The 11,037-nt window shown below is 72.3% G+C and carries 12 protein-coding genes; 3 read left to right on the top strand and 9 right to left on the bottom strand.

Features of this window, described 5'->3' with window-relative positions; translation table 11 throughout:
• Both ABD844_RS37585 and ABD844_RS37580 read right to left on the bottom strand, forming a co-directional pair.
• The coding region (locus tag ABD844_RS37585) for a UDP-N-acetylglucosamine--N-acetylmuramyl-(pentapeptide) pyrophosphoryl-undecaprenol N-acetylglucosamine transferase (RefSeq protein WP_344879367.1) at positions 1–603 on the bottom strand (603 nt) is incomplete at its 3' end.
• A gap of 4 nt (positions 604–607) precedes the next feature.
• Complete coding sequence (locus ABD844_RS37580) at positions 608–1,423, bottom strand: formylglycine-generating enzyme family protein (RefSeq protein WP_344888994.1); 816 nt, start codon at positions 1,421–1,423, stop codon at positions 608–610.
• Between the two features lie 390 nt (positions 1,424–1,813).
• Here ABD844_RS37580 and ABD844_RS37575 point away from each other — a divergent pair, with 390 nt between their 5' ends.
• Together ABD844_RS37575 and ABD844_RS37570 are read left to right on the top strand one after the other, a co-directional pair.
• A complete protein-coding gene (locus ABD844_RS37575; protein ID WP_344888991.1) occupies positions 1,814–2,770 on the top strand; it encodes a Ppx/GppA family phosphatase in 957 nt (318 codons plus the stop codon).
• Positions 2,771–2,831: 61 nt separating this feature from the next.
• On the top strand, positions 2,832–3,323 hold the full coding sequence (locus ABD844_RS37570) for a hypothetical protein (protein WP_344888988.1): 492 nt from the start codon (positions 2,832–2,834) through the stop codon (positions 3,321–3,323).
• A gap of 4 nt (positions 3,324–3,327) precedes the next feature.
• Here the strand turns inward: ABD844_RS37570 and ABD844_RS37565 are convergent, their stop codons facing one another.
• Complete coding sequence (locus ABD844_RS37565; protein WP_344888985.1) at positions 3,328–3,747, bottom strand: ATP-binding protein; 420 nt, start codon at positions 3,745–3,747, stop codon at positions 3,328–3,330.
• 126 nt (positions 3,748–3,873) lie between these two features.
• Positions 3,874–4,419: a TetR/AcrR family transcriptional regulator gene (locus ABD844_RS37560; protein ID WP_344888982.1), complete on the bottom strand. Its 546-nt coding sequence runs from the start codon at positions 4,417–4,419 to the stop codon at positions 3,874–3,876.
• A 166-nt stretch (positions 4,420–4,585) separates the two neighbouring features.
• On the opposite strand from ABD844_RS37560, the gene ABD844_RS37555 reads away from it, so the two are divergent.
• Positions 4,586–5,518 carry a GNAT family N-acetyltransferase gene (locus tag ABD844_RS37555; RefSeq protein ID WP_344888979.1) on the top strand — a complete coding sequence of 311 codons (933 nt, stop codon included), beginning with the start codon at positions 4,586–4,588 and terminating at the stop codon, positions 5,516–5,518.
• Positions 5,519–5,535: 17 nt separating this feature from the next.
• On the opposite strand, the gene ABD844_RS37550 is transcribed toward ABD844_RS37555, so the two are convergent.
• From ABD844_RS37550 to ABD844_RS37530, 5 genes are all read right to left on the bottom strand, one after another.
• A complete protein-coding gene (locus ABD844_RS37550) occupies positions 5,536–6,831 on the bottom strand; it encodes an AAA family ATPase (RefSeq protein WP_344888976.1) in 1,296 nt (431 codons plus the stop codon).
• Entirely contained in the window at positions 6,828–8,255 is a 1,428-nt protein-coding gene (locus ABD844_RS37545) for a hypothetical protein (RefSeq protein ID WP_344888973.1), read from the bottom strand. The genes ABD844_RS37550 and ABD844_RS37545 overlap by 4 nt, the downstream gene beginning before the upstream one ends.
• A 40-nt stretch (positions 8,256–8,295) precedes the next feature.
• Positions 8,296–9,426: a hypothetical protein gene (locus ABD844_RS37540; RefSeq protein ID WP_344888970.1), complete on the bottom strand. Its 1,131-nt coding sequence runs from the start codon at positions 9,424–9,426 to the stop codon at positions 8,296–8,298.
• Positions 9,423–10,232, bottom strand: coding sequence for a hypothetical protein (locus tag ABD844_RS37535; protein ID WP_344888967.1), 810 nt, complete (start codon positions 10,230–10,232; stop codon positions 9,423–9,425). Before ABD844_RS37535 ends, ABD844_RS37540 begins: the two co-directional genes overlap by 4 nt.
• A gap of 88 nt (positions 10,233–10,320) precedes the next feature.
• A complete protein-coding gene (locus ABD844_RS37530; RefSeq protein ID WP_344888964.1) occupies positions 10,321–10,998 on the bottom strand; it encodes a class I SAM-dependent methyltransferase in 678 nt (225 codons plus the stop codon).
• Between the last annotated feature and the right edge of the window lie 39 nt (positions 10,999–11,037).

Genomic DNA, 11,037 nt, shown 5'->3' with positions numbered 1-11,037 from the left:
GTAGATGAGGGGTACTTCGAAGGTGAGTCCGAACAGGTCGTAGGCGGCTGCGCGGTTGCCTTGCAGCAGTTCGGGGCGGATGGGGTTGCCGGTGACGACGGCCTTGGGCCGGGCGGAGGCGGGCAGGTATTGCAGGGAGGACTCGTGGGAGAGGGCGATGCGGGTGGCCAGGCGGGCCAGGATGCGGTTGGCCAGGCCTACGACGGTGGTCTGTTCGTGCATGACCAGGGGGCGGCGGATGAGTTTGGCGGCCACGCCGATGGGCACCGCGACGTAGCCTCCTGTGGACAGCACCACGTCGGGCAGGTAGCGGGCGGCGTGCCCGACCGCTTGGAGGACTCCGACGGGGATGCGGAACACGTCGGCGATGTTGGTGCCCAGCTCTTTGAGGTTGGGGCGGCGGCGTAGCTTGCCGGTGGTGATGGCCTTGAAGGGGATGCCGTGCTCGGCGGTGATCCGCGCCTCCAGGCCGTTGGCGGTGCCCACCCAGAGCACGTCGTGCGGCACCTGCCGTCGCCGGACGGCCGTCAGGGTCGTCAGGGCCGGATAGGTGTGACCACCGGTGCCGCCGCCGGTGATCAACAGTCGCAGGGTTCGTGACATGCGATCAGCGTAGGGCCGCACAGCGGAAGCCCGTGTGCCCGGTGGCGGAGTCGGGCGTGTTCGAGGTGCGCGCCGCCACGCGGTAGCGGTTGCAGTAGGAGTCGTGGCACATGTACGAGCCGCCCCTGATCACCTTCGCCGTGCCCTGCGCCGGGCCCGTGGGGTTGTCGGCGTACGGCTCCCACCGCGTGCCCCACCAGTCGGCGGTCCACTCCCACACGTTGCCTGCGACGTTGTAGAGGCCGTAGTCGTTGGGCTGGAACGACTTGACCGGCATCGTCCCCTTGCTCGGCGCGGTCGGGAAGTGGCCCTCCCAGATGTTGCACCTCCGGCGGCCCTTGGGGGCCAGGTCGTCGCCCCAGGGGTAGCGCTTGCGCTCCAGGCCGCCCCTGGCCGCCATCTCCCACTCCGCCTCCGTGGGCAGGCGCTTGCCCGCCCAGGCGGCGTACGCGGTGGCGTCGTTCCAGGAGACGTGGACGACGGGGTGGTTCTGCCGGTCGCCGATCGTGGAGCCGGGGCCCTCGGGCGAGCGCCACGTGGCCCCCTCGACGCCCGCCCACCAGGACGCCCCCGGCACGCCGGCGTCCATCACCCCGCCGGTGGCGAACTGGTGGAACACGAACGACCAGCCGATCCGCTCGGCCTCGGTCACGTAGCCGGTCTCCTTGACGAACGTGGCGAACTGCGCGTTCGTCACGCACGCCGGATCGATCATGAACGGGTCGAGCCGCACCTCCCGCACGGGCCCCTCGCCGTCCTCCTGGTGCCCGTCGGGGTCGTCGCCGCCCATGAGGAACGTCCCGCCGGGGATGCGCACCATCCCGCGCGGCACCACCGCCCGCCGCCCGGGAACGGCCCCAGTGATCGGTGCAGTGATCGGCCCAGTGATCGGTGCAGCGATCGGTGTGGTGGTCGGCCCGGTGATCGGCCCGGCGGCGGCATCTCTGCTCGGGCCACAGCAAGCGCTCAAAGATCCCCCCAACGTGTCATGACACCAAGGAAGGGTAGTGCCTGGAACATGCCCACGATCACGCGGTCGTCCCGGGCCACGGCCGCACACCGGGTGGTCCGCCCCGGCGTCCCTGTCAGGCCCCTCCTGTGTGAACGCTCAGTCATTTCTTCTGTCACGTTGGAGGATTCCATGCCTGCCTCGCCCCACCACGTGCGGCTCGGTTTCGCCGTGATACCCGCTGACCGGTAGCGTTTCCCCATGCGACTCGGCGTGCTGGACATCGGTTCGAACACTGTCCATTTACTGGTCGTCGACGCCCATCGCGGCGCCCGGCCCATGCCTGCCTACTCCCACAAGGTCGACCTGCGCCTCACCGAGCACCTCGACAAGGACAAGAAGCTCGGCAAGCAGGGTGTCGAGCGGCTCGGCAGCTTCGTCGAGGAGGCCGTGCGCCTCGCCGAGGACAAGGGGGTGGAGGAGTTGCTCGCCTTCGCCACCTCGGCCGTGCGCGAGGCGGCCAACGGCGAGCAGGTGCTCAGGGAGATCGACGCGCGCTGCGGCGTGCACATCGCGGTTCTGTCCGGGCGTGACGAGGCCAGGCTGACGTTCCTGGCCGTGCGGCGGTGGTTCGGCTGGTCGTCGGGGCGGCTGCTGGCCTTCGACATCGGCGGCGGCTCGCTGGAGATCGCCGCTGGGTTCGACGAGGAGCCCGATGCGGCCGTGTCGCTGCCGCTGGGCGCGGGGCGGCTGACGCGCGACTGGTTCACCGGCGACCCGCCCTCGCCCGACGAGGTACGCAGGCTGCGCAGGCACGTACGCGCCGAGATCGCCCGCACGGTCGGCGACGTCGCCAGATACGGCCAGGTCAACCGGGCGGTGGCCACCTCCAAGACCTTCAAGCAGTTGGCCAGGATCGCCGGGGCGGCGCCGTCCAGCGAGGGCCCCTACGTCGCGCGGTCGCTGTCGCGCCAGGACATGGCCGACTGGGCGGTCAAGCTCACCACGATGGACGCCGCCGAGCGGGCCGAGCTCTCCGGCGTGTCCGAGGGGCGTGCGGCGCAGCTCGCGGCCGGGGCGCTGGTCGCCGACGCGGCCATGGACCTGTTCGAGGTGAGCAGGCTCGACGTGTGCCCGTGGGCGCTGCGCGAGGGCGTGATCCTGCGCAGGCTCGACATGCTGCCGGGACGGCTCGACCAGCTCAACGGCGGGTCATAGTAAGCTCGATCTATCCCCATTTGTTGGCATAAATTGCTGGTGGGCGGGCATTCTCCGCCGAATGATGACACTGCTCGGCGCCATCGGGACCCTGATGGTCGTCCTCGTCCTCGTGGTCCTGGCCGTGTTGCTGGTCGCGGTCGTCGCTTTGCTCGCGCTGCTGGGGCTGGCCGCCTCTCTGACGCGCTGGCGGACCCTGTGGAGACGACTGGCCGGGCAGGCCCGCTCGACAGCCCACTCGGCGACCCAGCGGCCGGTTGTTCCAAAGGCGTCTCAAGGGGCGTCACAGCGGCCGTCACAGCGGCCGTCGCAGGGGACGTCGCGGGGGATGTCTTCTGGAGAGCGCCCGGAGGAGGGGCGGCAGGGGCTGGAGCTGAAGCTGAGCGGGGAGGCGGTGCCCGAGCGGCGGCGGGCGGAGCTGAGCGGCAGCGTGCCCCGGGTACGCCGCCACTTCGTGCTCGGCGGCGCCCGTCCCGGGGAACGCGGCCGGGGCGGCGACCCCCACCGCGCCCGCCCGCGCCGACGGCCGGTGGAGAGTCACACGAGAACCTGACGCCTCAGGTGGCCATGAGGTACTGCCCGGCGGCCCCCGGCGTGTACCGGAGGTGTTTTTCCAGGCAGACCACCGCTCCGTGTTCGCGCCTGTTGGTGAAGCGGATGTCGTCGGCCAGCGCCCGCATGATCTGTATCCCGCGCCCGTGATCGGCCTCCGGCTCGGGGTCGAGCACCTTGCGCGCGTCGAAGCCGTTCCCGGCGTCGACGACCTTGATGACGCACAGGTGATCGTGGACGGACGCGCTGACCGTGTAGTTGTCGCTGGGCTCGGCGTGCTTGATCACGTTGGCGCACGCCTCGGTGAGCATCAGCTCTATGTCGTCGCGGACCTGGGGGTCGACGCCGAGCGACCGCAGCGTGCCGTCCAGCATCTGCCTGATCAGCGGGACGCTCGCCGCGTCCCTGGGCAGTCGGAGCGCCATCGTAGCCTCCACTGCGCCTCCTTTCTGCTCTGTCTCCTCCCTCTCCGGATGGGTGCGTGGTTCCTGCCCCGAATCCGCGGCCCCAATCGCCGGTATCGGCGGGCTCTCGCCGGAAATCGCGCCCCGCTACGGCTCCAGCAGGCGCCGGGCCACCTTCAGAGTCGCCTGATGGATCTCCTCGTCGGTGAGTTCGCCCTCCTTGACCAGCCATTTGCCGGTGTGCAGGGCGAACAGGGCCAATGCGTGACTGACGCGCTCGGTGGGCGTGGCGTCGGCCGGGCTCATCTCGGCCGTGAGCTCCATCATCCGCTCGCGCATCTTGGTCAGCGTCGGGTGGCCGCGCAGCGCGGTCTGGTTGCGCTCCAGGAAACCGGCGATCCCGAGATGCCGGGTGGCGCGGAGGCCCGCGGCGTAGCGTTCGATCAGCTCGCGCCGCGTCTCCGGGGTCCTGGGGCGGCTCCTGAGCCAGTCGAGCAGCTCCTCCAGCTCGGCCAGGCGCGTCTCGACCAGGCTGGCCACGATGTCGTCCTTGGTCTTGAAGTGGTAATAGAGTGCCGCCTTCGTCACCCCGAGCTCCTCGGCGATCTCCCGCAGGGAGGTCGCCTCGTAGCCCTGCTCGGTGAAGAGCCTCAGCGCGATCTCCTGGATCCGGGTTCGCGTGTCTTCCCGCACTTCGCACCTTTTCGACTTGACGGCAGGTAAGTACGCCTCACGCTCATTCTAACGTTCGCCGCCCCGCGGCCAGACGCATCGCCGACCGGATCGGCACTGGCCGGTAGCAGGCTGACCAGGAGAAAATGAGAGGCGTCAAGGGGGATGTTTGTGGACAATCCTCCCCATGCACACCATCAGCCGGCCTCGCGTGGAAGACGCCGCCTCCATCCACGAACTCGTCGCCGCGTACGACACCTCCGTCATCGGAGCCCCGGACTCGACGTTCGACGACATCGCCGACGACCTGGTCGAGCCGGGCTTCGATCTCGGCAGGGACGGCTGGCTGGCCCACGGCCCCGACGGACGGCTCGACGGCTGGGCCTGGGTCTTCCGCAACGGCCCCAGCGACCTGATCGACGTGGAGGTGATCGTCCGCCCCGGAGTGACCGGCGGCCTGGCGGACGAGCTGTGGCGGGCCGCGCTCGGCCGCGCCGCCGAGATCCGCGCCGAGCACGGCTACGACGCCGTCACCCTGCACATCGGCGTCTACCGCGTCGACCAGGACAAACAGGCCGGGGTGAAGGAGCTGGGATTCGAGCCGGGCACCAGCTTCCACCGCATGCGCATCGACCACGACGGCCCCGTCGAGCCGCCGCCCGCGCCGCCCGGCGTCGTCCTGTACACGGGGGAGAGCGAGGAGGTGCGGCGCGCGGCCCACCAGGTGCACCAGGAGGGCTTCGCCGAGCACTTCGGCTTCGTCCGCGTCACCTACGACCAGTGGTACGAGCGCCGCCAGGCGATGTCCGTGACCGACTGGAGCCAGCTCACGCTCGCCCGGCTCGACGGCCGCCCGGCCGCGGTGCTGATCGGCAGCAACCAGTTCGTGCCCGACGAGAACTGCGGCTACGTGGCCACGCTCGCGGTGCTGCCCGAGCTCCGGGGGCGAGGGCTCGGCCGGTTCCTGCTGCGGCACGCGTTCGCCGCGGACGCCGCCCGCGGGCGCAGGGGCACGATCCTGCACGTCGACTCCAACAACACCACCCCGGCCCTCGGCCTGTACGAGTCGGCGGGCATGCGCCCGGTCATGGCCATCGACGTCTGGCGTCGCCGCCTCTGAGCCACCCGTACGGGCCCCTACACCCGGTGCCGGGCCAGGTGCTCCAGCACCGACTGGTTGGCCTCCCACCCGTCCGGGAACTTCACCGGCACCCCGAGCTGCACCGGCTCGGCCGACGGGTGGGCGTCCAGCAGCTCGGCGATGCCCGCTCTGGCCACCACCACGCACGCGTGCCGGTGCCGCGAGGCCAGCACGCACAGCCGTCCCGACTCCAGGTGGAAGGCGGTGGCGTCGCGGCGGCCCGACAGGGGGTGCAGCACGATCGTGACGTCGTACTCGCGGCCCTGGAGCCGGTTCGCGGTGTCCACGGTGATCTCCGGTGGCAGGCCCGCGGCCCGGATGGCGGCCACCTGGTCGCGGTGCGCGGCCCCGACCGCGATGCGGTCGGCCGTCACCGGCCGTTCGCCCTGCTCCGACCCGGCCAGCGCGCCGCGCTGCAACAGCCGTTCCGCCAGCAGCGCCACCGCCTGCACGGCCTCCCCGTCGGTACGCACCGTGTGCCGGTTCGGCAGCTCCAGCAGCGCCCACCCCGACCTGGCCGCCTCCTCCAGCGCCCGGTCGTGCACGGTGCCCATGCCGCCCGTCGACAGCTCGAGCCACCGGTCGCCGTGCTCGGTGCCCGAACGGAAACCGGTGAACGGGTAGAACGCCCGCGACACCACCGGCGCCGCCGAGGCCGGCAGCCGCCACGACACCGGCAGCCGGTGCACGGGCAGGTCGGGATTGTGCCGCAGCAGCACCGACACCGCGCTCTGCAACGGGTCCCACGACAGCCCCGACCAGCGGTCGCCGTCCACGATCGAGAACGGGTCGAGCTGCCCGGGATCACCCACGAACAGCGCCCGCTCGAACAGCCCCGCGATGCGCAGCAGCTTGTCCGAGCGCATCTGGTACGCCTCGTCCACGATCGCCCACGGCCACACCCGGTCGCCGATCCACGCCCACTTGTCCGCCGTGGCGATGACGATGTCCGGGTCGCCCAGGTCCTGGATCCGGGTGCCGACCCGCGCGCCGGGCAGCTCCAGCATGCGCAGCGGCGGGATGTACCCGCTCGCCGACAGGCGGCCCACGGTCAGGTGCGGGTGCTTGTCGCAGATCCTGGCCACCAGGTCGTCGACCTGCTCGTTGGTCTGGGCCACGATCATCAGCGGCTCGCCGGTGGCGGCGAGGTGGGCGGCGGCCCGTACGACGAGGGTGGATTTTCCGGCTCCCGGCGGGGAGTCGACCACCACGCCCCGGTGCCGGGGCAGGTCGGCGAGCACCCTCCTGATGACCTCTTCCGGCCCAACGGCCTGCTCCGGGCTGGCGGTCACGACCACTCCTCCTGGGCGTCCTCGTCGTCGGGCACGTAGTCGTGCGGCGGGCCGCCGTGCGTCCACGGCGTGGCCTCGGCCTCGGGCAGCGCGGGCGAGCCCTGGAAGTCGTCGGTCAGCGACGTGTAGCAGACCCGCTCGCCGACCTCCGGCACGGCGCCGGGCGCGGCGACCTTGCCCCGGCCCATGCCCTTGGTGATCTTGACGGTGACCAGGCCCTCGCCCGCCTCCACCAGCTCGGCGCCCTGGCCGCGGCGCTGCGGCGTGCCGAGCGACGTGCCGGGCGGCAGGCGTACGGGGTCGTCGGTCTTGATCACCACCAGCGGGCGCAGCTTGCGCGAGCGGCCCTCGCCCTCGGTGTGGTCGGGCACCGTCTCGGCCACCTCGCCCGCGAACGCCTCGCCGGTCAGGCGGTACTCGGCCATCACCAGCGGGTCGTCATAGGCGCGCTGCACGTCGTAGGCGGCCTGCGCGCGTTCCATGCGGGCCAGTTTGGCGGCGGCGGTCACCGCGCCGTCGCGGCGCGGCTGCGGCGGGGCGCCCTCGGCGAGGTGCACCGCCATCCCGCTGAACGAGCCGCGGTCCTGCTCCCAGCGCTGCGTCACGCTCGGGCCCGCCGGCAGCGCGGCCAGCAGGTCGACCGCCTGCCACATGAGCCGCCAGGTCGGCTCCACCTGCGTACGCAGCGCCTCCGTGATGCGCTCGGCCGACCCGCTCTCGATCGCCGGGGCGAGCACCTCGGCGTCGAAGCCGGGATCGGTCGCGGGCCCGGCGGGCGGCCAGATCAGCGGGTCCTCGGCCTCGTCGCCGGGCCCGGTGGTGATCCAGCCGAGCAGCGCGGCCAGGTTCGCGTCCTCCAGCGAGCTCTGCCCGCTCGCCCAGTGACGGCCCAGCTCCTCGGTCGCCGCCAGCACGAGCGACGAGCCCGGGTACGCCGCCCGCTCCCCGAGGTACGTCAGCCACCGCCCCAGCAGCGGCACCGCCTCCGGCACCGGGTAGGGCCCGTCGGACCGCCGGAACCGGGTCGAGCGGCCCAGCAGCCGGGTGAAGGCCACGCCCGTCAGGTTCGGCACCACGATCTGCGGCGCGTCGAGTGCCCGCTCGTACGGGTCGGCGTTCCTGCGCTCCACCGTCTCGGTGTCGTTGAGGAACGACTCGACGTACGGCAGCAGCACCCCGGCCAGCTCGGCGGCCCAGGCGAAGCGCAGGTCGCGGTTGCGCGGCTGGGTCACCACGAGCAGCCGGGGCCGGTCGCGGTCGGTGCCGAGCATCGCGGCCAGCGGCGCGGCGGACTCGCCCGACAGCTTCAGCGGGATGAACACCATGGGCCGGTCGGACAGGTGGCAGTGCCTGACGGTCGCGACGGGCTGCGCGATCCCCTCGTCGAGGGCGCGCAACCGGGCGAGCGAGGTCAGCAGGCTCATGTCGGGCGTCTCCGCGGCGGGCGGGCGGTGGGCGGCGGGGTCACGTCAGGCACTCCCTGCGCAGGCGTTCGGCGTTGCGGAGCAGCCGGGCGATCTCCTCCTGGCCCTCGGCCGGGTCGCGGGTGCCGTCGGCCAGGCCCAGCGCCTCGGCCACCGAGGCGACGCCGCCCAGCTCGTCGCGCACCTGCCGGCCGAGCAGGTCGGAGGCGCCCTCCTGGCGGGCCTCGTCGCGGCAGAAGAAGCACAGGTCGCACGCGGACAGGCAGTCGGGCGCGTAGCGGGCCGTCGTCCTGTGCAGCGCGTCGGCCAGCTCGGCCACCGGCCTGGTGGGCCGGCCGTCGTCGTCGGGGCGCAGGTCGAAGCTCAGGTCGTCGGGCAGCCCTTCGAGCAGCCGGTCGAGCGTGGTCATCCGGGTGAGCTGACGGCGCAGGACGGCGAGCTGCCTGCGTACGTCCACCAGGGTGGCGACCGGCCGGTTGGCGAAGTTCTCCGGGCAGACCAGCACCACGTCATGGGAGACCTTCGCCGGGTCGTGGCCCAGCTCCTCCAGCAGCGTGCGCAGGGCCAGCACGTACACCGCCGCCTGCCGGGCGGCCGCCGCCACCGCCGACGGGTCGGCCTGGCCGTCGATCACCGCGAACGACTTGATCTCCACGATGTGGAAGCGCCCGCCGAGCTGGAAGGCCACCACGTCGGGCTCCAGGTAGGCGGTGTGCCCGGCGATCTCCATGCTGAGCAGCGGGTGGTCGTACAGGGTGCCCGCGTCGCGGCCCTCGGAGGCCGCCCGGTCGATCAACGCCCGGGTGTGCGCGTGGCGCAGATGGGCGCCGACGTTCTCCACGTCGTGGTAGGACACCTCGGCGACGGGCAGGCCGAGCAGCTCGCGCAGCATGCGCAGCAGCTCCGCGCACCCGTCGGCCTTGACCAGCGCCTCGAACACGTTGCCGCGCGTGATCGCGAACGGCGACTGCCCGAACGGCGCGGGGAAGCCCAGATGCCGGGCGGCGGCGTCCTTGTCGATGCCGGCGCCGTCCATGAGGGCGCGGCGGGTGCAGCCCGGGTTCGCGGCCAGGGCCGCGATGGCGCGGGCGTCGTGCGGCTGCTGCGGGGTGGCGCCCCGCAACGCCTCCAGCCGGTGCACGTGATCGCCCTCGCGCTTCAAGCCGCTCACTTCGCGTTCTCCTTCTTGATCGTGCTCAGCGTAGCGGCGCCGAACAGCCGGGAGACCTCACCGAGCTGGGCGGCGGCGCGTTCTGCCAGCTCGGCGCGATCCCGCGTGTCGCGATCGGCGTGCACGCGCAGCTCGGCGCGGGCCGCTTCGACCACCCGCACGGGGTCCGGTGGGCCGAGCGCGCCGTCTGTGGCGCCCGGGATGTTCCTGGCCATCCTGACCAGTAAGCGGGTCGCCCGCCCGTCGTCCGCCTCATCCTCCTGCGGCTCCTCCGGGAAGTGCTCCCCGCAGTGCTCGGCCACCGCGATGGCGCAGGTCAGGAAGTCGACCCGAGGGCTGAGCGGGCCCACCACCCGCCGCTCCAGCGGCCAGGTGCTGAGCGTGAGCAGGCCGCGGGCGGGGGACAGGCGGTCGGTCAGGGCGGCGCACAGATAGTACGGCCGCCCGAACGGCGAGGACCGGAACGAGCGCTCCTCGTCCCTGCGCAGGCTGGTGAGCTGGCCGCTGCGGACGGTGCCGCCGAAGAACGCGTCGCCGACGGCCACGACCAGCCGGGGCTGGGCGGTCGCCCCGAGCAGCCGCAGCCCTTGGTGCACCTGCTCGCGCACGGTGACCAGGCGCGGCTGGTCCGCCGCCGGTCCGGGCTGCCGCTCGCCGCTCACGAGGGCGTCCCAGGCGCGTTCGGCGCTGCGCAGCTCGGCGCGCAGGACGCGGGCGGTGGCGCCGTCCCTGACCCGCATCGCCTTGCGTACCCCGGCCCGCAGCTCGTCGATCCGCCGCTCGAGATCGTCCAGCCGGTCACTCATGGCGCGAGCGTACCAACAGTCCCAGTATTTTCCAGTAAATGCGTGGAGATCGACGCCATTATGAGATCTACATCGTAAAGGCGGGTGGTCAGGATGGGGTGGCGGCCAGCCAGGTGCGGTCCTCCGTGAGGAAGCGGTCGAGCCGGAGGCCCTCGGTGGCCAGCTCGGCGGCGAGTTCGCCGTCGGTGAGCCGCCTGGAGGTGAACGACTGCGTCCAGACCCGGTCCTCGCCGTGCGTGTAGCGCATGGTCGCCTCGAAGAGGCCGGGGGACACCTCCTCCACGGCAGCCATCGTGATCGTGAGGTCGCCGTCCTGGCGTCCCATGCCCACGTGCCACCGGTCGTGCGCCTCGGCGGGCATCCACTGGATCAGTACGGTGCCGCCGGGCCGTACGTGCCGGGCGCAGGCGGCCACCAGCTCGCGCCGCGTCTGGTCGTGGGCGGTGTTGACGAGCTGGGAGGCCAGCACCACCGTGTCGAAGCGTTCGCCCAGCCGTAGCTCCTGGACGCGGGCGTGCACCGTGCGGGCGCCGCGGATGTGGGCGAGCATCTCGGGTGACTCGTCCACGGCCACGACCTGGAAGCCGCGGTCGACGAGCGGGTGCGTCACCCGTCCGACGCCCGCGCCCAGCTCCAGGACCGACCCGCCGGGCGGGGTGACCTGGGCGACGATCTCGGGGTCCGCGCCGGGGCCGAGCAGGGTGTAGAAATCGACAGGGGATCCGTCAGGGGTGATGGGGCCGGGGCCTGTGCCTGGTTCGCTCATGCTTCGAAACTATCCTCGCGATCACGCCCGCGCAGGAGG

It is taken from the genome of Nonomuraea antimicrobica (genome assembly GCF_039536965.1).
Taxonomy (GTDB): Bacteria; Actinomycetota; Actinomycetes; order Streptosporangiales; family Streptosporangiaceae; genus Nonomuraea; species Nonomuraea antimicrobica.
The sequence above is the reverse complement of the archived record's forward strand: the minus strand, read 5'-3'. Positions and strand labels throughout refer to the sequence as shown.

What these genes read in the sequence shown, in the direction of transcription:
- ABD844_RS37580 (WP_344888994.1), bottom strand. Translation starts at nt 1,423, where the DNA reads ATGGTGCGCATCCCCGGCGGGACGTTCCTCATGGGCGGCGACGACCCC.
- ABD844_RS37575 (WP_344888991.1), top strand. Translation starts at nt 1,814, where the DNA reads ATGCGACTCGGCGTGCTGGACATCGGTTCGAACACTGTCCATTTACTG.
- ABD844_RS37570 (WP_344888988.1), top strand. Translation starts at nt 2,832, where the DNA reads ATGATGACACTGCTCGGCGCCATCGGGACCCTGATGGTCGTCCTCGTC.
- ABD844_RS37565 (WP_344888985.1), bottom strand. Translation starts at nt 3,747, where the DNA reads ATGGCGCTCCGACTGCCCAGGGACGCGGCGAGCGTCCCGCTGATCAGG.
- ABD844_RS37555 (WP_344888979.1), top strand. Translation starts at nt 4,586, where the DNA reads ATGCACACCATCAGCCGGCCTCGCGTGGAAGACGCCGCCTCCATCCAC.
- ABD844_RS37545 (WP_344888973.1), bottom strand. Translation starts at nt 8,255, where the DNA reads ATGAGCCTGCTGACCTCGCTCGCCCGGTTGCGCGCCCTCGACGAGGGG.
- ABD844_RS37535 (WP_344888967.1), bottom strand. Translation starts at nt 10,232, where the DNA reads ATGAGTGACCGGCTGGACGATCTCGAGCGGCGGATCGACGAGCTGCGG.
- ABD844_RS37530 (WP_344888964.1), bottom strand. Translation starts at nt 10,998, where the DNA reads ATGAGCGAACCAGGCACAGGCCCCGGCCCCATCACCCCTGACGGATCC.